Origin of the sequence: Streptomyces sp. NRRL F-525 (assembly GCF_000716605.1) — a bacterium.
GTDB lineage: Bacteria > Actinomycetota > Actinomycetes > Streptomycetales > Streptomycetaceae > Streptomyces.
This window is the reverse complement of sequence record NZ_JNXE01000004.1, coordinates 295,260-317,729: the sequence shown is the minus strand read 5'-3', so window position 1 is coordinate 317,729 and position 22,470 is coordinate 295,260. Positions and strand designations below refer to the sequence as shown.

The 22,470-nt window shown below is 71.4% G+C and carries 17 protein-coding genes; 11 read left to right on the top strand and 6 right to left on the bottom strand.

Features of this window, described 5'->3' with window-relative positions; genetic code table 11:
* Positions 1-2 precede the first annotated feature (2 nt).
* Together OO69_RS08565 and OO69_RS08560 are read right to left on the bottom strand one after the other, a co-directional pair.
* Positions 3-509 (bottom strand): MarR family winged helix-turn-helix transcriptional regulator, encoded by a 507-nt coding sequence (locus OO69_RS08565; RefSeq protein ID WP_033279839.1) that lies wholly within the window; start codon positions 507-509, stop codon positions 3-5.
* Between the two features lie 31 nt (positions 510-540).
* Positions 541-1,017, bottom strand: coding sequence for a hypothetical protein (locus OO69_RS08560; protein ID WP_234444378.1), 477 nt, complete (start codon positions 1,015-1,017; stop codon positions 541-543).
* Positions 1,018-1,154: 137 nt separating this feature from the next.
* On the opposite strand from OO69_RS08560, the gene OO69_RS08555 reads away from it, so the two are divergent.
* Together OO69_RS08555 and OO69_RS08550 are read left to right on the top strand one after the other, a co-directional pair.
* Positions 1,155-1,709, top strand: coding sequence for a VOC family protein (locus OO69_RS08555; protein ID WP_234444377.1), 555 nt, complete (start codon positions 1,155-1,157; stop codon positions 1,707-1,709).
* Between the two features lie 86 nt (positions 1,710-1,795).
* Positions 1,796-3,385, top strand: a complete 1,590-nt coding sequence (locus OO69_RS08550; protein ID WP_033279838.1) for an FAD-dependent oxidoreductase — start codon at positions 1,796-1,798, stop codon at positions 3,383-3,385.
* Positions 3,386-3,442: 57 nt separating this feature from the next.
* Here the strand turns inward: OO69_RS08550 and OO69_RS08545 are convergent, their stop codons facing one another.
* Positions 3,443-4,426 carry an NAD(P)/FAD-dependent oxidoreductase gene (locus OO69_RS08545; protein WP_033279837.1) on the bottom strand — a complete coding sequence of 328 codons (984 nt, stop codon included), beginning with the start codon at positions 4,424-4,426 and terminating at the stop codon, positions 3,443-3,445.
* A 206-nt stretch (positions 4,427-4,632) separates the two neighbouring features.
* Here OO69_RS08545 and OO69_RS08540 point away from each other — a divergent pair, with 206 nt between their 5' ends.
* Both OO69_RS08540 and OO69_RS08535 read left to right on the top strand, forming a co-directional pair.
* Entirely contained in the window at positions 4,633-4,914 is a 282-nt protein-coding gene (locus tag OO69_RS08540; RefSeq protein WP_199810904.1) for a ferredoxin, read from the top strand.
* Positions 4,915-4,972: 58 nt separating this feature from the next.
* Positions 4,973-6,400 (top strand): aromatic ring-hydroxylating oxygenase subunit alpha, encoded by a 1,428-nt coding sequence (locus OO69_RS08535; RefSeq protein WP_234444376.1) that lies wholly within the window; start codon positions 4,973-4,975, stop codon positions 6,398-6,400.
* A gap of 56 nt (positions 6,401-6,456) precedes the next feature.
* On the opposite strand, the gene OO69_RS08530 is transcribed toward OO69_RS08535, so the two are convergent.
* Entirely contained in the window at positions 6,457-6,927 is a 471-nt protein-coding gene (locus tag OO69_RS08530; protein WP_234444375.1) for a cupin domain-containing protein, read from the bottom strand.
* Between the two features lie 99 nt (positions 6,928-7,026).
* On the opposite strand from OO69_RS08530, the gene OO69_RS08525 reads away from it, so the two are divergent.
* The 4 genes from OO69_RS08525 (at position 7,027) to OO69_RS08510 (ending at position 12,690) form a co-directional block, all read left to right on the top strand.
* Positions 7,027-7,494 (top strand): hypothetical protein, encoded by a 468-nt coding sequence (locus tag OO69_RS08525; protein ID WP_033279834.1) that lies wholly within the window; start codon positions 7,027-7,029, stop codon positions 7,492-7,494.
* Between the two features lie 382 nt (positions 7,495-7,876).
* A complete protein-coding gene (locus OO69_RS08520; protein WP_106970982.1) occupies positions 7,877-9,151 on the top strand; it encodes an ABC transporter substrate-binding protein in 1,275 nt (424 codons plus the stop codon).
* Between the two features lie 30 nt (positions 9,152-9,181).
* Complete coding sequence (locus OO69_RS08515; protein ID WP_033279833.1) at positions 9,182-11,962, top strand: branched-chain amino acid ABC transporter permease/ATP-binding protein; 2,781 nt, start codon at positions 9,182-9,184, stop codon at positions 11,960-11,962.
* Positions 11,959-12,690, top strand: coding sequence for an ABC transporter ATP-binding protein (locus tag OO69_RS08510; protein WP_033279832.1), 732 nt, complete (start codon positions 11,959-11,961; stop codon positions 12,688-12,690). The genes OO69_RS08515 and OO69_RS08510 overlap by 4 nt, the downstream gene beginning before the upstream one ends.
* On the opposite strand, the gene OO69_RS08505 is transcribed toward OO69_RS08510, so the two are convergent.
* Positions 12,654-15,629, bottom strand: a complete 2,976-nt coding sequence (locus OO69_RS08505; protein ID WP_078652337.1) for an AAA family ATPase — start codon at positions 15,627-15,629, stop codon at positions 12,654-12,656. The two genes, OO69_RS08510 and OO69_RS08505, sit on opposite strands and share 37 nt — an antisense overlap.
* 207 nt (positions 15,630-15,836) lie before the next feature.
* Here OO69_RS08505 and OO69_RS08500 point away from each other — a divergent pair, with 207 nt between their 5' ends.
* The gene (locus OO69_RS08500) at positions 15,837-18,692 is read left to right on the top strand and encodes a helix-turn-helix transcriptional regulator (protein WP_051800853.1); all 2,856 of its coding nucleotides are present in this window, start codon (positions 15,837-15,839) and stop codon (positions 18,690-18,692) included.
* Between the two features lie 45 nt (positions 18,693-18,737).
* Here OO69_RS08500 and OO69_RS08495 read toward each other — a convergent pair whose 3' ends face one another.
* Positions 18,738-19,673 (bottom strand): hypothetical protein, encoded by a 936-nt coding sequence (locus OO69_RS08495; protein WP_033279831.1) that lies wholly within the window; start codon positions 19,671-19,673, stop codon positions 18,738-18,740.
* A 372-nt stretch (positions 19,674-20,045) separates the two neighbouring features.
* On the opposite strand from OO69_RS08495, the gene OO69_RS08490 reads away from it, so the two are divergent.
* Positions 20,046-20,645: a helix-turn-helix transcriptional regulator gene (locus tag OO69_RS08490; protein WP_033279830.1), complete on the top strand. Its 600-nt coding sequence runs from the start codon at positions 20,046-20,048 to the stop codon at positions 20,643-20,645.
* A 49-nt stretch (positions 20,646-20,694) separates the two neighbouring features.
* A complete protein-coding gene (locus tag OO69_RS08485; protein WP_051800852.1) occupies positions 20,695-22,356 on the top strand; it encodes a CocE/NonD family hydrolase in 1,662 nt (553 codons plus the stop codon).
* The last annotated feature ends 114 nt before the right edge of the window (positions 22,357-22,470 follow it).

The following is a 22,470-nucleotide window of genomic DNA, read 5'->3' as shown; positions in this document are numbered from 1 at the left end:
CCCTACCGCCGACGCCACGGCAACGCCTCCTGGTCGTCCCCGGCGGCCTCCTCGCGGTGGAGCGCCGCGTTGATCGCCTCGCCGATCTCCGCGAACTGGCGTACCTGCTCGGGAGTGAGCGCGTCGAAGACCGCGCGGCGTACGGCCTCGACGTGGCCGGGGGCCGCGCGTTCCAGGAACTCGCGTCCCTGCGCGGTGAGCACGGCGAGTTGGCTGCGCCGGTTCTCGGGGTCCTCGTGGCGGTCCAGGTAACCGGTCTCCTGGAGGCGGGTCACGGCGTGGGTGAGCCGGCTGCGGGTGATCTTGAGGCGCTCGGCCAGCTCCGACATGGTCAGCCTGCCCTGCGGAATCGAGGAGAGGTGGGCCAGCAGGATGTAGTCGGCGTGCGTCATCCCCGCGTCGCGCCGCAGCTGACGGTTCAGGTGGTCGGACAGGAGCGTGGAGAACTCGACGTAGGCGAGCCAGGCCCGCATCTCCTCGGCATCCAGCCAGCGTGGAGTCGTGGTCATGGTCGCACTGTAGTCACCGCCGTTTGAACCTTCACACCGCCCGGCCGGGCGAACTCGCGCTGATCCAGTCGGTGACCTGCCGCACGTACTCCCGATACCCGGACCGCGCGGCGGACACGACCGCGGCGACCTCCCCGGGCTCCGCGTCCAGACACAGCTGCACCAGGACGTGGTGCGGTCCGTCGGCCGGCGCGAGGGCGGCCGCCAGTTCGGCGTCGATCAGCCCGGCCCGCTCCGCCGCGCCGAACGAGGCAGCGGGTGTCCTCGGCGGCGCTTCGCTCAACACCCCTTCGCAGACATGCCGGTTGATGGCGAAGGCGAGGTCGTCCAGAAGGGCCAGGACGCGCTCGACGGCCAGTCCGGTGCCCGGGTCGTCCGCCAGGCGCGCGCTGTCCAGCCGTCCGAGCGACTCGAGTTGGACGACCGACTTGCGCATCGTGATCAGCCGGTGCCCGATCGCCGCCCGGTCCACGCTCACCGGCGCCGTCCCCGCACTCGATGTGGTCATCAGCGCAGCGTGCCACTCCGGAGCCGGGACCACGCGGCCGATTCCGTCTGGTGGGACACGCGATGGACGACCGCGGAGGGCGGCGGGACAGTCGTTCCCCGTGGCCAACCGGGCCGATCAGGACAAGGGGGTGCCGAGTGCGATCGTTGAGTGACCTCTTCCGCAACTTCATGCAGCTCGGATACGTGACCGACGACATCGACGCCGCGGCCGCGTTCCTGGAGTCGAGGCTGGGGACGGTCGAGTGCGTCAAGCACTTCAAATCGTCGCTCGGCGGCGGCCTGCCGCCCACCGGTGCCGGCGACCCGCGCGGCACCTTCGTCGTGGTGGACGGGGTGCCCGCCGACGAGTGGGTCATCGACGTCGCCCTGGTCAACGCCGGTCCGACCAACCTGGAGATCATCCGCCCGGTCGGCGGCATGGTCGACCTCTATCGCGGCGCCGTCAGGCCCGGGGAGCCGGCGACGCTGCATCATCTGGGCTTCCGCGTCGACGACTTCGACGAGGCCTCCGCGATCGTCGCCGCGAGCGGCAGGTCGTGGAAGCAGTACGGGGACAGCGGTGCCATCCGCTTCGGGTACCTCGACATGACGGCCGAGCTGGGGCACTTCGTCGAGGTCATGGAGCTCGACGAGGCGGCCGCCCAGGGGTTCGCGCACCTTGAGGCGGCGTCGAACGCAAACCGTGACTGAGTGCACTGTTCTCCTTCGGTACGGCCCGCTTCCGCATCAGCCGACCGTGTCCGCCCGATGCCCGACACTTCACGAGAGGGACCCTCATGAGCGGCGAAGGCACAGCTGATTCCTACGACGTCATCGTCGTCGGCTCGGGCGCGGGGCTGGTCGGCGCGTACGCCGCGGCCTCCCGTGGGCTGCGCACACTGGTGATCGAGAAGACGGAGTACGTCGGCGGGACCACGGCCTATTCGGGCGCCGGGATCTGGCTGCCCGGCAACGCGGCCGAGCAGCGCGCCGGTGTCGAGGACGGCCCCGACGTCGCCCGCCCCTACCTCGACGCGATCGTCGGCGACGACTCGCCGGCCGCGCTGCGGGAGGCCTTCCTCCAGGCCGGTCCCGTCCTGATCGACGAGTTGGAGAAGAACCCGCGGTTCGGCCGGTTCTTCTGGCAGGGCGTGCCCGACTACTTCGCGGGCCGCCCCGGGAGCCTGCCCCAGGGCCGCACGGTCTTCCCCGAGAACCTCGACCGGTCCGAACTCGGCGACCTGGAACCGCTGGTGCGCAGGCCGCTGTGGACGGAGCGCTGGGGAGTGGAGGTCCCGTCGGAGATGATCGGCGGGCAGGCCCTCATCGGCCGCGCCCTGCTCGCGTTCATGGAGACAGGCAACGGAACCGTGCGCACGAACACCCCGCTGGAGCACCTGATCGTCGAGGACGGCGCCGTCGTCGGCGTCGAGGCCCTGAGCGAGGGCGAGCCGGTGACCTTCCGTGCCGGGCGGGGCGTCCTGCTAGCCGCCGGCGGTTACGAGCGGAACGGCGCGCTGCGTGAGCGGTTCCAGCCCGGGGTCACCGACGAGTGGACCCAGGGCTGCGAGGGCAACACCGGCGACGCCCTCACCGCGGGCATCGACATCGGCGCCGCGACCGACCTGCTCGACGAGTCGTGGTTCGCGCCGGGCCTCGTCGTACCCGACACGCGCCCGGTGTTCTACACGTCGGTGTGGAGCGGCATCTGGGTCAACTCCGCCGGACAGCGCTACCTCAACGAACGTCTCCCCTACGACCGCGCCGGCCACGAGATGCTCAAGGCGCACCGGTCCTCGCACGTGTCGCACCTGCCCACGCACTGGGTGTTCGACCAGCGCCAGCTCGACAACAAGCGGGCGTTCGCGGGGCTGCCGGTCGCGCCGCAGGTGCCCGGCTGGTTCGACGTGGAGAAGTTCCTCGCCGCCGGTGTGCTGAAGCGGGCCGACACGCTGGAGGAGCTGGCGGAGCTGATCGGCCTGCCCGCGGGTGCGCTCACCGAGAGCGTCGAGCAGTTCAACGGGTACGCGCGCAACGGCAAGGACGAGCAGTTCGGCCGCGGTGAGGATCCCTGGGACCTGATGATCACGCACATGGCGGGGGCCCACACCGACGGGCCCAACCCCTGCCTGGGCGTGATCGACAAGCCGCCGTTCTACGCGGCCACGATCGTGCTGTCCGACCTGGGGACCAAGGGGGGCCTGAAGACGGACGAGCACGCGCGCGTGCTGCGGCCTGACGGTTCGGTGATCTCCGGTCTGTACGCGTCGGGGAACACGATGGCGCCGATGTCCGGCCGGATCTACCCGGGCGCGGGCGGTCCCGTGGGTTCGTCGATGGCGTTCTCCTACATCGCCGCCGTCGACATGGCCGACGCGAGCCGATAGGCCCGGCCCTCCTCAACTCCCTCTCGGAGCAAGGCTCTTCGAGAGGGAGTCGGGCGTTCAGGCGGACTCGGTCGAGTGACCGGGGAACAGGGACAGCGCGGGGTCCAGGGCGACGGCGGCGTTGTTGACCGCGGTCGCCACCTCGCCGAAGCCGACGGACATCAGGCGGACCTTGCCGGGGTACGCGGTGACGTCGCCGGCCGCGTAGACCCGGTCGACGGTGGTACGCATCCTGGTGTCGACGACGATCGTGCGCCGCTCCAGTTCGACGCCCCAGTCGGCGAGTGGTCCGAGGTTGCTGATGAAGCCGAGGGCGGCCACGACCGCGTCCACCTTCAGCACCCGGGCCTCCTCCTCCCCGTCGACCCGCAGGTGCGCCTGGCGCAGCAGGTCGTCCCCGGTGAGGGTCGCCACCTGCGCGTTGGTGACGATGTCGACTCCGCAGGCGTGCAGTTCGCGCACGCTCGCCGCGTGGGCCCGGAACGCACCGCGCCGGTGCACGAGGGTCACCGAGCGGGCGATCGGGTGCAGGGCGAGGGCCCAGTCGACCGCGCTGTCCCCGCCGCCGACGACAAGGACGTCGCGGTCGGCGTGCTCGGCCGGGTCCGGGACGAAGTAGCTCAGCCCGCGCCCGAGGAACTCCTCCCCGGCCGGGAGGGTGCGCGGGGTGAACGTGCCGATCCCGGCGGTCAGTACGACCGCTCCGGCGTCGACGGTGGTGCCGTCGGAGAGGGTGACCTGGGGGCGTCCCTCGGGTGTGTGGGTGAGGTCGACGGCCTGGCGGCCGAGGAGGTAGGCCGGGTCGAACGCGTCGGCCTGGTCCTTGAGGGCGGTGACGACGTCGCGGCCCCGGGTGCCGGGGACGGCGGCGATGTCGCGGATCTCCTTCTCCGGGTAGAGCGCGGTGATCTGGCCGCCGCACTGCGGCAACGCGTCGACCAGGACGGTCCGCAGTCCGCGGAAGCCCGCGCAGTAGGCGCCGTAGAGCCCGATCGGGCCGGCTCCGACGATGAGGATGTCTGTGGTCACGGTCTCGGCCACGGGCCGGCCTCCTGGGGAGAGTGGATCGGGGCGTGCCGCGGGGGCGGTCGGCCGGCTGAGTGTAGGGCCGGTCCGAGCAGGGCTGTTGGCGCAGGTCCCGGCTGATGGGACGGGCGGTGGACGGCCCCGGACGCCGAGTGGAGAGTCGTTCTCACCGCCACCGCGATGACGGCACGGCGTCCACGGGGACGAGGAGGGTGACACGCGTGAGCGATGAGGTGCGGGTGTGGATCGATCAGAAACTGTGCACGGGTGACGGTCTGTGCACCCAGTACGCCCCCGATGTCTTCGAGTTCGGCGACGACGGACTGGCCTACGTCAAGAACGGCGAGGACGGGGAGCTGCTGACGCCCGAGGGCGCGCAGGCCGATGTGGCGGAACGGTTGCGCCTCGATGTGATCGACGCCGCCGACGAGTGCCCGGGCAACTGCATCCACGTGGTGCGGCGCGCCGACGGGACGGAGGTCGCCGGCCCCGACGCCGGCTGACGTCACCTTGCGGCCGTCTGGAGCCGTACACGCATGTCGAGTGGAGGAGTGGTTGTCGGTGTCTGCAGTGGTTGAGCCCCGAGTGGACCGTCGAGTGCCCTGGTTCGAGGGCGATGTGCCCGCCGAGAAGGTGCCGGAGAAGTACCGGCTTTCGCGTGCGTTCGTGCCCAAGGGCCGTTATCTGGACGCCGAGTTCCTCAAGCTGGAACTGGAGAAGGTGTTCACGCGCGCGTGGTTGCTGGCCTGCCGCCTTGAAGAACTGCCGGGTGTCGGGTGTTTCGTCGAGTACGAGATCGGTGGTCATTCGATCCTGGTCGTGCGGGAGGGCAAGGACTCGATCCGCGCCTATTTCAACGCGTGCCGGCATCGCGGTACGCGGCTGGCGCGGGGCCGGGGGCGGGTCGGTTCGCTCATCTGCCCCTTCCACGGCTGGCGTTGGAACCTGGACGGTTCGATCAGGCTGGTGCTCGACCGTGAGGAGTTCGTGCCGCGCTCCGACGACGACCTGGGCCTGGTGCAGGTACGGGCGGAGCAGTGGGGCGGGTTCGTGTTCATCAACATGGACCCCGACGCGCAACCGCTCCTCGAATACCTCGACCCGATCCCGCGGATCTTCGCACCGTTCCAGTTCGAGAACATGCGCTACCGGTGGCACAAGAGCGTGCTGCTGCCGTGCAACTGGAAGACAGCGCTGGACGGATTCCTCGAGGCCTATCACGTGGCTGGGACGCATCCGCAGCTCTACCGCTTCGACAAGTCGAACACGAACATCGCCTCGATGAAGGAACTCGAGAACCGGATGTGGGCTCCCACGACGGTGTACGAGCGGCACGCCCACTATTCGAGCGTCGGCCCGAAGAAGAAGGACACCGCCAAGGACCCGGCCAACCGGGGCACGGGGGGCGTGACCGACGAACGGCTCTCCGTGGCGCTGAGCGTGCAGTACATCGCCGACGACATGCGCGGCCTGGAGAACGAGCGGAGCTGGCGGGCCGCGGAGGCGCTGAAGACGGCGGAGGTGCCGGAGGGGATGACCGCCGGTCAGTACTACCTCCAGCTGTACAAGGAGTTGTCGCTCGCGGAGGGCTACGACTGGCCGGACATCACGCCCCAGCAGTGGGCGGAGGCCGGTACGGCGTGGAACGTGTTCCCGAACACGATCCTGCTGCCCAACCAGGGTTCGGTGTTCGGCTACCGGGCGCGGCCGAACGGCCTGGACCCGGACAGCTGCCTGTTCGAGATCTTCAGCCTGGACCAGGTCCCCGTCGCCGACTACGACAAGAAGCGGGACTTCCAGCCCCAGTTCTTCGAGGACTTCCGTGAGGCCGACCTCGGCGAGATCTTCACGCAGGACCTGATGAACGCCAAGGAGGTGACCGTGGGCATGCACTCCCCCAGCTTCGACGGGCACCGGCTGAGCGAGGAGCAGGAGATGACCGTCTACAACCACCACCGGGTCGCCGACCGGTTCCTCTGGACCGACTGACCCGTCCGATCCGTGGTCCCGGCCCCCAGGGGCCGGGACACGATCATGTCGAGGGCCTACCGCCGGACCCAGCCGACGTCGTGCCAGTACGTCTCCAGCTCCCGCACCGGCTTGGGCCAGGTCTCGATGTAGGTGACGCCCTCGGGTCCCGCCGTCATCGTGTACGGCGTGCCGGCCCGGCTGAGGAAGACGTCCCCCGGGCCGACCCGCACAGTCTGCGGCTCGCCCGACTCGTAGTGCTCGATGTGGTACTCGCCGGCGAAGACGAAGAGCATCTCGTCGACGTTGTGGTGGTGCCGGGGCACCGTGAAGTCCGGGCGTACGCGCAGCGGGTTGCGGTTGAAGTGCGGTACGTCGATGGGTTTGGTGGTCACCCACATCGCCCCGTCGAACGTCGCCGCGAAGTCCACGGGCGCGTCCCGCAGCAGGCCGCCGTCGTTCCAGAAGTACTGGGGATGGCCCTGCTGCTCCAGGCCCATCGGAACCCAGTCCGCGTCTTCCACCAGATCACCGAATGTAAGAGTCACGCGGCGACCGTACGCACGCCCGGATGCGGTGTCGTGGAGAGGTTCCGCTCATCGGGATTCACGTATGACACCTCCCGGCCCGGTCCCCACTATCGGGGCATGGGAATCGAGTTCTTCAATCTGCTGTCGGACGAGGGCTGGATCGAGCTGCCGGTCGACCAGTCCGCTCCCACGTATCTGTGGCACGAGGGCGGTCTCCTGGCCGACGCTCCGGTCGACATGGAGCAGACCTTCAAAGGGAACATGTGGTGGTCGACGAAGGTGGACCCGTCGTTCAACCTGAACGGCCTGCGGTGCGCACCGGGCTTCGCGGTCCCCCGCCACCACCACAACCTCGACGAGTTGATCATCGTCTTCGGCGGCGCGTTCCATGTCGCCTGGGGCAAGGACGGGGAGGAGGGCAGCCGGACCGTCGGTCCGGGCGAGTTCTGGATCAGCGAGGCCGGAACCCCCTACCTCATGACGGCCGGTCCCGAGGGCGTCACCTACGTCGAGACCTGGCCGGAGCCGATGGCGAACCTCGAGACCTACTGGCACGACGCGGGCTGGGTCCATCGCGGTCACTGACAGCACACCCGCCTATTTCGGCCCCTCATTCCTGGCGCGATGCCGGAAGAGGGGCCGACTGCTTGGACAAGTCCCGTACGACCCATTCCAGCAGGCTTGAATTACGGATACTCTTCTTGCCAGCGGCCGCTGCTCACGAGGATGGGCCGCCCCTCTCCCCTTCATCGGAGCAAGGTCCCTCTCGTCGCCGGTCGTGAAGTCCTCGGCATGCCGACCGGCATGGTCTGCCGCGGCGCGCCCGGCCTTCGTGCCGTTCGGCCCCCGCTCGCGGCTCTCTCTTCACTTTCTCGGACGGCGGCGCCGCCGCGGCTTCGGCCCACGGCGCGGCCGGTCGCTGATCGCAGCGAGTGCCGGGCACTCGCCGACACGTTGGGACGCAGACATGATCGAGTCGGTCGGACGAGCCTTCTCCTCACCCCGGTCACGAGCGTCGGTCGCGCTGGTGTCGACCGCGGTCCTGCTCGCGGGATGCGGCAGCGGCGGTGACAGCACGACCGCCGCCGCGGGCAGCACGAAGATACCGGCCGCGCTGGCCGGCGCCTTCCCCGGGAAGAAGGCCACCGGCGCGCCGGTCAGGATCGGCCTCATCACCAACGAGGGCGGCTCCGCGATCAGCCAGCCCGAGACCAGGGAAGCCGCCCAGGCCGCCATGAAGTACGCCAACGCCGACCTCGGCGGAATCGCCGGCAGGCCGATCGAGTTCGTGATCTGCAAGACCAAGGAGGAACCGGCGACCGCGCGGGACTGCGCGAACCAAATGGTCGAGCAGAAGGTCGACGCGGTCGTCCTGACCAGCAGCGGCCTCGGCGACTCCATGGTGCCGATCGTCACCCAGGCCGGCATCCCCTGGACGACCGCCATCGCCGCCAGCAACTCCGAGGGCACCACCGCCAACGCCTTCTCCTGGACCGGCGGTTTCCCGACGACCATGACGTCGATGGCCGCGTACGCCAAGGACAAGGGGTACAAGAAGGTCGCCGCGTTCGTGATCGACGCGCCGGCCGCGGTGAGCGGCATCGAGGCCATCGGCAAACCTGTCTTCGCCAGAGCCGGGGTCGGCCTGCAGATCGTGACGGTGGCCGCGGGCACACCGGACGCGTCTCCGCAGGTGAGCGCCGCGCTACAGAACAAGCCCGATGCCGTCGCCGTCGTAGCGGATCCGACGGTGTGCACCTCGGTGCTCCAGGCGATGGGCACGCTCGGCGCCGGCATCGCCCGGATGACCGTCCAGTCGTGTGTGTCCCCCGAGGTCGTCTCGGCCGTGGGCGCGGGCATGGACGGCGTGCAGGTCTTCAGCAGTTTCGACGTGGCAAGCGACGACCTCGAAGCCCAGCTCTACCGCCAGGTGATGAAGGAGTACAGCCCCGGCACCTCGGCCACGGGATACGCGGCGATCGGCTACCAGGGCGTGCTCGCCCTGGTGCGCGCCCTGCACGGCCTGACGGGCACGGTCACCCCGAAGACGATCACCGCCGCGCTGCACTCGGCGAAGAACATCGTCCTCCCCGCCGGCCACGGCATCACCTTCACCTGCGACGCCAAGGCGGTACCGGGGCTGCCGTCGGCCTGCTCGGCCAAGGAGGTCACCGGCACGGTGTCCGACGGGAAGTTGGGACAGATGCGGGTCGTCGATCCCAGCCCGTTGTTCGCACGGTAGACGCGGCAGCCGGAAGGGACGGTCTCACCGATGAGCCAGTACGTCGTGTTTCTGTTGCTGGGACTGGGAAGCGGTGCGGTGTTCGGCGCGCTCGCGCTGGCACTCGTGCTCACCTTCCGCAGTTCCGGGATCGTCAACTTCGCCACCGGGGCGGTCGCGTTGTACAGCGCGTACACCTACGCGTTCCTGCGCCAGGGCGAGTTGCTGGTGCCGCTGCCGGGCGTGGACAAGAAGATCGGGCTCGGCGGTCCGCTCGGCCTCTTCCCCGCGGTGGTCATCTCCCTTGTCCTGGCTGCCCTGTTGGGGGTCGCGCTGTACGGGCTGGTGTTCCGGCCGCTGCGGACCGCGCCGCCGGTGGCGAAGGCCGTCGCCTCGATCGGGGTGATGCTGGTGATCCAGGCCGTGCTCGCCGCGTCGGTGGGTACGGGGGCGGTGTCGGTCAGGGCCATCCTGCCCAACGACCCGGTGTCCTGGGGCGGTTCACTCATCCCCGGCGACCGGCTGTGGTTCGCGGCGGTGATCGTCGTACTGACCGTCGTCCTGGCGCTGGTGTTCCGGCTGACCCGGTTCGGTCTGACGGCCCGGGCGGCGGCGGAGTCGGAGAAGGGCGCGCTGGTCAGCGGGTTGTCGCCGGAGCGGATCGCGGTGGCGAACTGGGCGCTCAGCTCGGCCGTCGCCGGTCTGTCCGGCATCCTGATCGCGCCCATCGTGCCGTTGGTCCCGGTCTCCTACACGCTGTTCATCGTGCCGGCCCTGGCGGCGGCCCTGGTCGGCAACTTCACGGCGCTGATCCCGGCCGTGGGAGCCGGTCTGGTCATCGGGATGCTCCAGTCGGAACTGCAGTTCCTGCAAGGGAAATGGTCGTGGCTGCCCCAGGCCGGGCTGGCCCAACTGGTGCCGCTGGCCGTCATCCTGGCCTACCTCGTGGTCCGCGGCCGGCCGCTGCCCACCCGTGGCTCGCTGATCCAACAAGCCTTGGGCCGGGCGCCACGGCCCGACCGCGTCCTGATCCCGGCCGTCGTGAGTACGGCCCTCGGTGTCATCGTCCTCTTCGCCACCACCGGAAGCATCCGCGCGGCGGTGATCACCTCGCTGACCCTGGCGGTGATCTCGCTGTCGCTGGTGGTCGTCACCGGGTTCGCCGGGCAGATCTCGCTGGCGCAGCTGACCCTGGCCGGGGTCGGCGCGTTCAGCCTGAGCAGGCTGAGCGTCGAATGGGGTGTCCCCTTTCCGTTCGCCCCGTTGCTGGCGGCCTTGGCGGCGACGGTGATCGGGGTGGTGATCGGGCTGCCCGCGCTGCGGATCCGCGGCCTGCCGGCGGCGGTGGTCACGGTCGCGCTCGCGGTGGCCCTGGAGGCCTTCTGGTTCCGCAACACCCAGTTCAACGGCGGCCTGGGCGGCTCGAAGGTGCCCTCGCCCCGCCTGTTCGGGATCGACCTGGGGATCGGATCGGGCGACGACTATCCGCGCATCCCGTTCGCGTTGCTGTGTCTGGTGGTGCTGCTGGTCGTCGGCCTGGGTGTGGCACGGCTGCGCCGCAGCAGGCTCGGCGCCGCGATGCTCGCCGTGCGCGCCAACGAGCGGTCGGCCGCGGCCGCGGGGATCGACGTGGCCCGTACGAAGATCGTGGCCTTCGCGATCGGGGCGTTCGTCGCCGGGCTCGGCGGCGCCCTGCTCGGCTACCAACAGACCGTCGCCGACGCCGAGATGTTCACCGCGATCGGCGGTCTCGGCCTGTTCGCGACCGCTTACCTGGCCGGCATCACCTCGTTGTCCGGCGGTCTGGTCGCGGGGGTGATGGGCGCCGGCGGTCTGCTGCCCGTCCTCCTGGACCGGGCCCTGTCGATCGGCGAGTGGTACGACGTGATCATGGGCGTCGGTCTCGTCCTCACCGTGATCACGAACCCCGAGGGCGTCGTCGGCCCGGCGCACGAACTGACGGCCCGGCTACGGCGCGGACGCCGCCCGGCCACCGCCGACGACGCGGACACCGACGGTCTCACCGAGACCGCGCCGGCCGCTCGCCCACCGGTCCCCGATCCGGGCGAGGTGGTCCTCGCGGTGCGCGATGTGGGGGTGCGCTACGGCGGTGTGGTGGCCGTGGACGCGGTCTCCTTCGAGGTGCGCTCGGGCGAGATCGTGGGCGTGATCGGCCCGAACGGTGCCGGGAAGACCACCCTCCTCGACGCGATCAGCGGGTATAGCCGCAGTACGGGAACAGTCGAGTTCGACGGCCGGGTGATCTCGTCGCTGAGGCCGCACCAGCGGGGCCGGGCGGGCCTCGGGCGCACCTTCCAGGGCATCGAGCTCTACGAGGACCTCAGCGTGGAGGAGAACGTCCTGGTCGGGGAGGCGGCGGCCCTGCACGGCGGCGACCATGTCGGCACCGTGCAAGGGGTGGAGCTGCGGAACCGCCTGTTCGAGACGCTGCACCTGAGCCGCTTCCGGGCCCAGCCGGCGCGCGAACTGTCCCAGGGCAGACGGCAGTTGGTGTCCATCGCGCGCGCCCTGGCAGGACGGCCCCGGATGCTGCTGCTCGACGAGCCCGCGGCCGGCCTGGACAGCACCGAGAGCCGCTGGCTGGGCGACCGACTGCGAGCCGTACGGGCCGACGGCGTGACGGTCCTGCTCATCGACCACGACATGGGGCTGGTGCTCGACGTGTGCGACCGCATCGTCGTCCTGGACATCGGAAAGGTCATCGCGGACGGAACTCCCGCCGAGATCAAGGCAGATCCACGGGTCGCCACCGCCTACCTCGGTGCGACGCACGTCGATACGGACCAGGTACGCGGGGAGGTCGTCCAGTGACCAGGCAGGAACTGCTGACGTGCGAGGGCGTGGACGCGGGCTACTCCAAGGGACGCCCGGTGGTGCGCGGCTTCGACCTCACACTGCTCCCCGGCGAGGTCACCGCCCTGCTGGGACCCAACGGAGCTGGAAAGACAACCCTGTTGATGACCCTCGCCGGACTGCTGCCTCGCCTCGACGGGTCCGTAACGCTCGACGGCCGGGCGATCCGTAGCAGGCGGGCGCGTGAGGCCGCCCGACGGGGACTGGTCCTCGTACCCGACGACCGGTCGCTGTTCACCCAGCTCACCGTGCGGGACAACCTGACGCTCGCCCGGCGGCGTCGCGGCAGCACCGTGGACCAAGTGCTCGACTTCTTCCCGGCACTGGGAAAACGGCTGAAGGTCGCGGCCGGGATGCTCTCCGGCGGGGAGCAGCAGATGCTGGCGCTGGGCCGGGCCATGATCCAGGACCCCCGGGTGCTGCTCGTCGACGAGTTGAGCATGGGGCTGGCCCCGGTGATCGTCGAGGAACTGCTGCCGGTCGTCCGGCGGATCGCCGAGGACAGGGGCACGGCGGTCGTGCTGGTCGAGCAGCATGTCCGGCTGGCCCTCGACGTGGCGGACCGGGCGGTGGTCCTGGTGCACGGGGAAACGGTGTTGAGCGGGTCCGCCGCGAGGCTCGCGGCCGATCCCGGTCTGCTGGAGCGCGCCTACCTCGGCGAGCAGGCGCCGGACCCTGTCCCGTGACCGTCCTCCTGATCTCCCTGATCGGGACGACGAGGATGCCTGCGGAACCGTCCCGCCGCCTCACGCCCCGGTGCCGAGCCGGTGAGGACGGCTGTCACCACTTCCGTTCGGGACCGCAGTCCCGTGCGGGCGAACAGCCGGGACAGCCGGTTGGCGACCGCGTCCTCGGTGAGCCGCAGCACCGTGGCGATCTGCCGGTTGGTCAGGCCTTCAGCGATCAGGGTCGCGAGCAACTGCTCGCTCTCGACGGTGGCTTGCCGCCGGCCGGGCACGCTGATCCCGGCCGCGCGCAGGGCGGCCCGGGTGTGGAACCGCTCCAGTACGGCACCGCTCTCACCGAAGAGTTCGTACGCCTCGCGCAGCAGTGCGGGTGGGCCGCCGCCCGCGCCGACGGCGGCGACGAGGGTCACCGCCGTCTCGAACGGCTGGCTGCGCGAGCGGGCCAGTACGACGGCCTCCCGCGCGTTCTCCCCGGCGGTGACGGGACGGTCCGGCCGCAGGACCCGGGCCGATGCCGTGAGATACCTGAGCCGGGTCCGTCCGGAGCCCGTCCGGTCGGAGATCCGTTCCAGGCGTTGAAGGCAGGTGACCGCCTCGGCCGTGCACCCCGATGCCGCGAGCAACTCGACGAGGGAGGCCCAGAGTTCGTCGGTACCGGCGATCTGCCCGTGCGCCTCCGCCGCCTCCAGTCCGCGCCGCAGCGTCTTCTCGGCGCCGGCCGGATCACCGAGGGTCCGCAGCAGCTCCGCTTCGCATGCGTCCAGTGAGTACTCCGGCGGGCCCTCCCCCTCGGCGCGCACGCTGTCGATCAGGCGGCGGGCGCTCGTGACGCGGCCCCGGGCGAGGAGGATCGCCGCGGTCCGCGCGGGAACCACGTAGTGGTCGATCGCCGCCGTGTGGATCCCGTTGTTCGCCAGCATCCAGCGGGCCGGTTCCAGCGCCTCGTCCCACTCGCCCCGGAGGTGGTGCCGGAGGAACTGGCTGTGCCGGGGCAGGAGTTGAGGGGCCAGGCCCTGAGCCGCGAGGAGGGTCTCGCCCGCGTGCAGGTCGCCGCCGTTGAGCAACTCGTCGAACTTCGCGACGGTCAGTGTGTACGCGTGGTCGGGGCCGATGTGCGGCGCTTCCGGAAGGGCCAGTGAGCGTCTGAACCGCTCCGGCCGGCCCAGCGCCAGTTCCGCCGCGGCCCGGAAACTGCCGGGGTTGGCGGCGGCACGGACGTCGGTGTTCCATACCGGTTCGGTCCGTACCAAGAGGTCCAGCGCCTCACGCCATCTCGCCAGCAGACACAGGGCCAGCGCCCGGCCGGTGGTGGCGGCCAGGAGCGGCAATCGCAGTTCGTCCCACCTCTGTTCCGTGGCCAGTCGCGAAAGTGCCCGCCAGTCAAGGTCGTTGGCCGTCGCCACGGTGAACAGGGTGGCGGTCTCCTGGAGTTCGAGCCGACCGAGAATGTCCGGGCGGTCGCGCAGGATCGACTCGGCGATGGTCCGCGCGGTCCGGAAGTCCCCGGCGAAGTAGGCGGCGACGGCGTACCGCTGAAGGGCCGGGACCCGGTCGGCGGGACGCTCGACAAGGTGGCCTGCCGCCTGGCACCAACGGAGCACTCCCCTGCCCTCGGAGTCGGGATGCAGACGCTCCGCCGCGGCCGTCAACTCCCTTACCGCACGGCCCCGTTCGACCAGAGTCCCCGCTTCCGCGATCCGATCCGCCCGGTAGGCCACCACGTCCGCCTCGTCGAGCCCGACGATCGTCGGCGGTCTCGCCCCCGCGTCCTCGTCCGCCCACAGTGTCTCCACGGCGGACGCCGACAGCCGACTGCGCTCCAACGGCCCGAGCCGCTCGCGGAGCGCATGCGCCACCAGCGGAACCCCGAACGTCCACCCTCGTGCCGTACCGCCGTCGGCCCCGGGCAACTCCTCGACGATCCCCGCACCGGCCAAGTCCCCTACGGCGGCCCGGACTTCGCTGACGGACAGCCCGACCGACCCCGCGATCAGCGCCACGACCCGCGCGCCGAGGGGCCACAGGACACTGAGGGCGCCCGCCACCGTGCGGCACGGTTCGCCCAGCACGTCCAGCGCCCGGATGAACCGGTCGCCGTCCGACAGCACCGGCGTCGGCGCCCGCGCCCCGACGAAGGCATGGCCGTCCGCGACCTTGATCGCCCCTTGCCGTGTCCACCCGGTGAGCAGGGCGTCGACCGCCCCGGGCAGCCCGTGGGTAAGGGCGCGCACGCGCCGGACGAGACCGGTGTCCGGGGTCGCCCCCAACCGCCGCGCCACCATGGCGACGGTCTGCTCGACCCCGAGGCGCGTCAGCACGATCGCGCGAGCCCCCTGAGCGGCGGCCAGCGCATCCACGGTTCGACCGACACGGTCCCGCCATAAGACCTGGCTCTCGTCTACGACCCTCCCGGCACCGGATGCACTTCCGCCGCACCCCACGGCCGAGGCCAACAGCCGCACACCGGACGCCACCCCGGTGAAGTCCGTCCCGCCGAGCAGGGCCAGCGATTCGGCGTCGGCGTACTGAAGGTCGTCCAGCACCACGACCACCGACACGGCCCGCGCCAGAGCGGCGCGCAGCAGTACGGCCATCACCGCCCCGTCGCGCCGCCCGGCCGCACGCAACGCCTCCGCGGGCCGACGCTCCTCCAGCACCATGACGAGCCGCAGCGCCAACAGAAAGGGCCGCGCACCGTCACCGGGAACGCAGCTCACGGAGCGCACCAACTCCCCGTCCCTGCGCAGTCGTTGGGCGATCGCGTTCATGAACACCGTGCGCCCGGAGCCCCGTTCACCCCGGACCAGGACAAGTCGCGGCCCGTCCTTGTCCGCCAGCAGACCGTGCCCCTCGTCCAACTCCCGCTCGCGACCGACCGGACAATCACCGACAGCCGTCCCACCGCGCACCAGCCACGGCTTCCCGGACGGAACGGTCATGGTCCACCGCACTCTCTTCATCGACCTGACCCGGGTGTTCCTGGCGCCCCCGGTCGGCCTCGTGTTCGAAAACCGACCCCACATCCACATTATGATCACATTCACATGACCGTTTCCGTCACACGGCCGACCCCGCACACCATCACCAACTCACCTGCTCCCGTTGGCAGTTCACGCTCGGAACACCGACCCCTGAAAGGAGTGGACGTGCAGGAAGGAGACCCCGTCATCGGCAGGGACAGCGAACTCCGCAACATGACACGGACGTTGCTGTCCACCGGCGCCTCGGCCCGCACCCTCCTGGTCGTCGGTGCACCGGGGACGGGCAAGACCACCCTGCTGGAACAGGCCAGGCGAGCGGCGGCCGAGGAAGGCACCCATGTCCTACGGCTGCGCTGTCACGACGGGGAGAGCGCGCCCGGCGCGGAGGCGCTGGCCGACGGCGTCCATGCGGTGCTCACCAGGTTCCACGACCGCCGCAGCCCGGTCCGGGTCGGCGCCGTCCGCCGGATCCGGCTCCAATCCACCGGCCAGGAAGGCGAGTTGGCGCTGCTGTCCGTCCTGAGTGAGATCCTCACCGACGCGGCGGCCCGTATCCCCTTCGCGGTGGTGGTCGACGACGTCGACCGGATGCCGCACCCCACGGCGTCCGCCCTCGGCCTGCTGCTGCGCGTCTTCCGCCCGGCCGGCGTACCGATGGTGATGGCCGGCCGACCGGTCCGCCCCACCGCCGACGGTGCCTCCCCGCTGACGGCCGCTGCCGACCGGCTGCTCGAACTCCCGCCGCTGCGCCCCGCGGACATCGAGGCCCTCGTCGTACGGCGGCTCGGCCGCCCGGTAGAGCCGGCCCTCGTGACGGCGGTGCTGGCCGCGCTGGGCCCCATGGCGGGCACCCCCGCGGCCGTACTGTCCGTGCTCGACGCGCTGGACGAGCACGGCGACCTCCTGGAACTCGACGGCCATGTGTGCCTGACCGAACCGGAGCGCGCACTCCGTCTCACCACGGACACAACGGAGTTGAGCCGGCTCTGCTGGCCCGGCTCCCCGCCGGACAGCGACGGTCTGGACGCCGCGGCGGCGGTGGCCCGCAGTGTCGAACACGCCGAGGTGCGGCTGGACGATCTGCTCCGGCTGAAGCCGGGGGGACCGCGCCGGGCCGGTCTCGTCGACCGCGCGGTCACCCCGCTGGTCAGGGACGGGACGCTGACCGTGGACAAGGACGGCCGGATCGCGTTCGCCGTGCCGGCGCTCGCAGCGGCGCTGCGCACCCTGCCCACCCGCCATGACGTGTCGTCGCTGCACGCCCTGATCACCCGGTCGTTGACGGACCGGCTCGGCGCGGAGACGGCGGGCAGCTGTTACCCCCGGCTGGCCGAACATGTGGCGGCCGCCGGGGCCGAGTTGGACGACACCCTCGCGGTGGACGTGCTGCTCGCGGCGGCCCGTGCGGACGCCAGGTCGGACTGGCCCCGATCGGTGCGCGCCTACGCGTCCGCGCTGCGGCGCCTGCCGCCGTACGACCACCGGACACCCCAAGTGCTGCGCGAGTCCGCCGAGTTGAGCCTGCGCCACGCCGACCACACCAGTGCGCTCGCGCTGGGCGAACCGCTGCTCGCCCACCTGACCGCGGCACCGGCCGGGGCGCGCGACCGGGGCTCGCTGGACTTCGTGGCCGAGGTGTGGGCTCTGGCGGCGCTGCACGAACACCGGTCGCCACACCTCGACGCCGTCCGGAATCCGGCCCCCGCCATAGCCGAACTCGCTGAACTGGCCGGGCCGTTCGGGCTCGAACCCACGCCGTCCCGGCCACGGCGTGAGACGCACCGGGCGGCGGCCGCCGGGGCGCCGAAGGGATCCGGGCCGCTGCCGTCCGGCCCGGAACTACGGCTGCTGGCAGCCGCCGCGGGCAGCCACGACGGACTCTCGGCCGCTCTGCGCACCCTGCCACCCGATGCGGACGGCACCCCGGACCTGGACGGGCTGCGGAACGCTGCCGTCCACGCGGACCTGGCCGGTGCCCTGGCCGCCGTGCTCGGTGACCGGTACACCGGGGCGGGGAACAGCACCGCCGCCTGGTACCACGCCATGGTCCGCGACTACCTCGACGGCGACTGGGACCAGGCGCTGGTTTCCGCCCGCCGGATCGAGGCGCACGGCCGGACCCGCGGAACGACGGCGGGCGCCGCACAGCCCGCCCGGGCACTGGCGGCCGAAATCCATTGCACGCGCGGGGAGTTGGACCTCGCCCGGTTCTGGATCGAGCTGATTCCCGAGGCCGTGTCCCACCCGTTGGTCGCCTGGGCCAGGCTGGGCGTGCGGTACTGGTCGGGCCGGCGGGAGGAGGCGCTGGCGGCGGCCCTCAGGGACGTACGACGGGCTCGCGAGCAGGATCTGCACGCGGGCACGGAGAAGGTGCTGCTGCGCTATATGTCCTTCGCCCTGGTGGCGGGCCTGCCCCAGGCCATGCCCCAGGCGCTGGACGAACTGGAGGCGCTGCACGCGATGGTGGGTTCTCCCACGACGCGCGAGGCGGTGCTCATCGGGCGCGGGCTGGTGCACGGCGACGCGGACAGCGCGCTGGCGGCCCTGCGGTCGGTACGCGCACGGGGCGACGCCTACTTGGGTCTGCTCTGCTGTCTGTGCCTCATGGAGATCGGCGACGAGTCCGGTCCGTGGCTGGCCGAGGCCTCACGGATCGCGCAGTCGCTGGGGATCGGGCGCGCCACCCGTACGACGCTCGGGCACATGACGCGGCGGCGGACCTTCGGACTGCCGAGGACGCGTCCGGCCAGGGACGGGTTCGGTGAGGAGGACGTCCGGCTGGCCACGATGGTCAGCGACGGGGCGACCAACCGGCAGATCGCGGCCCGGCTCGCATGGAGCGAGAAGACCGTGGAGCGGCGGCTCAGCGGGCTCTTCCGCCGTACCGGGTGCCGCTCCCGGGTGGAACTGGCCGCGGCCTGGCTGGACGGCAGCCTCGCCCGCCGCGTTCCGCTGCCGGACGGCACGCCCGCCAGGGCCGGCGGTCCCGTGCCGGGCCCGGGCCGAGCGCGGCGGCCGTGACGGAGGTGGCTGCGGGCCGCCGGCCCAAGGGCGTTGTCCGCCGGGTCAGTTGAGACGGGCGGCGTGCGTGTCGACGGGTACACCGAGGCGGCCGGTGAGCAGGGAGCCGTCGGGTTTCACCTGGAGGTTCCACTCCAGGGCGGGGATGTAGCCGAGCACCAGCAGCGCGTCGGTCCCGCGCAGCGGAGTGTCGCCCCAGCGCTCGTTGCGGTACTGGGCGGCGGTGACCACGAAGAGCCGCCGGGCGTGGCTCCCGGAGTTTGCCGCACTCCGGTCCCTGCCCATGTGCAGGGTCTCCAGGGCCGACGGTCCCCTGCGCTGTCCGGGCAGCTTGCTCTCCCCCACGGCCAGTGCCTCGCCCCGGGTGGCCGCGGTGTGCAGGCGGGCCGATCGCGCGCCCAGCCCGTCGGTCACGGAGGGAGTGGCCGCCGAGCCCACCAGGACGACCGTGGCGAGGGTCCCGACCGGCCCCGAGACCACCTCGGAGATGAGCGCCTGCGCCAGGAGCAGGACATCGTTGTCGTCCCCGGTCAGGGCGATCGGCCCGCTCAGCCGCGAGAGGTCGACCAGCATGCGCTCGCCTCTGTGGAGGCCGAGTGTGACCGTCAGGGAGTACGGATGCGTGGACCCGTCGCCTCCGTCGCCCCCTCGCCGGAGCCTCGCCGTGTCCACGGACCACTCCTTCCCGGAGATGTCCGCGGTCCAGGGCGCGGGCGCGTCGTCGTCCGCCTCGGCGAGCCGCAGGGTCAGCCGCTCCCCCGAGTGGACGACGACGTTGATGTCCGGCAGCGGGCGCCCGCCCTGCTGACGCCCCGCGGCCACGGCCCGCAAGCCCACCGCGACCGTTTCGAGCACCTTGCGGCTGGCGCCCGACAGCGCTGAACGGGCCTGCCCCGAGGAGGAGTTGCGCCTCCGCCGGAAGAGCACGACCCCGAGCAGGAACAGGCCGAGCCCCACGCACAGGGCAATGGACGCGATCATGCGGCCACCTTTGTTGCTAGAAGTTGTCAGAGACAGACACCGGCCCATGGGGGCGCCGGCCGTCGGCGTTCCACGCCGACGGCGAAGCGGACCGATGTCCGAAGGGCGCGAGAACGCGCTTCCCCCGGCATCGTCGCGCGCCCCCCGTTTCCGGTGAAAGGCGAAACCGCCAACCTTGCCGGTCCGTACAGGGAGTTGGGGGAGATCATCCGCCCCGGACCGTCGTCACGTCGGGGACGCCCCGGCGACTCGCGCCAGGTTTCCCTCCCGCTCGCGCGCGACGGGCCGTTGGCGCGGATACGCGGTCCCGGCCGGTGTCACCATCGTCCTCCCGCACCACATGAACGACCGCGATCGCGAGTTGGGGGGCACATGCCTCAGCAAGTCCTCGGCGAGAGCCTGCGCGTGGCGATCCACGCCCCCGCCCCCTTGATCCGCGCCGGACTGTCCGGCTTCGTCGCCATGGAGCCGCGGCTGCGCGAGGTGCCGCGGGACAGGATCCGGGAGGCCGACGCGATCGTGGTCGCCGTGGACGTGGCGGACGCCTCCGTCCTGGACCTGCTCCCCAGCCTGAGCGACCACCCGGGCGCACGCTTCCTGGTGGTCGTCAGCGAGCGCTGGCAGGCCGACGTATCGACGGCCCGGCACCGGGGCGTTCGCGCCGTGGTCTGGTGGGACTTCTGCAGCCCGGACGTCTTCGTCCGCACGGTACGCGCCGTGGCGGGCGAGGACGGAAACGCGGCACCTGCCACCCGGGCCGTCGCCCCTGCCCGGAACCGGGCTCCCCTGAGCACGCGCGAGGTGGCCGTCCTGCGCCTGATCGCCGAGGGAAGACAGTGCGACGAGATCGCGACGGAACTCTCCTACTCCGAGCGCACCGTGCGATACATCCTCTACGGCGCGATGAAGCGCCTGCGGGCCCGCAACCGCGCCCACGCCGTCTCGTACGCCATACGGGCCGGACTGATCTGAACCGCCGTAACATCGGCCTCCTGCACCGGAGTTGACGGAGGAGACACCGATGAACCTGGGCAGCCACCTCACTCAGCGCCTCCTGCGTCTTCCCCCGCCCCTCACCCGTGACGTGGCCGTCGACCACGATCTCCGGGTGCCGATGCGGGACGGGGCCGTCCTGCTGGCCGACCGCTGGAGGCCGAGGTCCGGTGGCGACGGGCTGCCGACCGTGCTCCTGCGGATCCCCTACGGCAGGGCGGGCGTGGCCGCGGGGCCGATGGTCCGGCCGCTGGCCGAGCGCGGATTCCAGGTGCTCATCCAGAGCACACGCGGGACCTTCGGCTCCGGCGGCACCTTCGACCCGATGCGCGGCGAGCGCGAGGACGGGCTCGACACCGTGGACTGGGTGATCGGGCAGCCCTGGTTCGGCGAGTCGATGGTGCTGTACGGCATGAGCTACCTCGGCTTCGTCCAGTGGGCCATGGCCGACCAACTCCCGCCGCAGGTAAGGGCGATGATCCCGGCGGTGTCGGAATCGGCGCTCAGCCTGGAGTTCCTCCGCGAGGACGGGTTCTCCCTGGAGACACCGTTCGGCTGGGGCGTCATGGTCGCCGGACAGGAGCGCCGGTGGGCGATACCGCGCCAGCTCCTGGAGGCGAGGCGGGTGCGCCGCGCCATGTCGACACTGCCGCTCGGCGAGGCCGACCTCGCCGCCATGGGGCAGCGGTCCGCCTACATCCAGGACGTCCTCGCCCACGACGCCGGCGCCCCGCGATGGGCGCGGCTGGACCACAGTCACCGGGTGGCCGGTGTCGCCGTACCGGTGAGTTCCGTCGGTGGCTGGTACGACATCTGCCTGCCCGGCCAACTCCGGGACCACCAGGCCCTCCAGGCGGCCGGGCGGCAGGCGCGGCTCACCGTCGGCCCGTGGACGCACACCGCCCGGGGTGTGGGTGTCACGGCGGTCGGCGAGACCCTCGGTTTCGGTCTCGCCCACGCCCGCGGCGAGCGGCCGGCGGAGCACGCCCCGGTCCGCCTGTTCGTCATGGGCGCGGAGACCTGGCGCGACTTCCCCTCCTGGCCGCCGCCCGGATACACACCGCGGCGCTTCCACCTCCACCCGGGCGGCGCCCTGTCCACCGACGAGCCGGGCGAGTCCGCGCCGGACGGCTATCGCTACGACCCGGCGGACCCGACTCCGGCCGTCGGCGGGGTGCGCCTGGCCCTCGGTGTGAGGGGCGGCCCCGTCGACAACACCGGACTCGAAGCCCGGCCGGACGTCCTGACCTACACAACTGCCGTACTGGACAAGGACGTCGAGGTGATCGGCGAGGTCGGCGCCGAGATCTGGTTCCGCTCCAGCCTGCCGTTCGCGGACGTGTTCGTCCGGCTGTGCGACGTGGACGCCAAGGACCGCTCGACCAACGTGTGCGACGGCCTGGTCGGTCTGACCGGCGCCGACCGGACCTCCCGCGCGACGGTACGGCTGTGGCCGACGGCCCACCGCTTCCGGCGCGGTCACCGCATCCGGGTCCAGGTGTCCAGCGGTGCCTTCCCCCGCTACAACCGCAATCCGGGCACCGGCGAACCCAGGGCGACAGCCACGACTCTCCGCGCCGGGAACCAGGAGGTGTTCCACGACCCGGAACACCCGTCCGCGATACTCCTGCCGGTCCGCCAGGCGATACGGAAAACGGCTCGGCCGAGTGAGAGATCGATAATGGACTAGACATGAGTGGACTAGACAATTAAGCCGCTTCAACTCCCCCGTGATGCCGCTGAATACGGCATCACAAGACCCGGCCGGTCTCGGCGCAAATTGCCCCACCGAGACCGGGCCGAC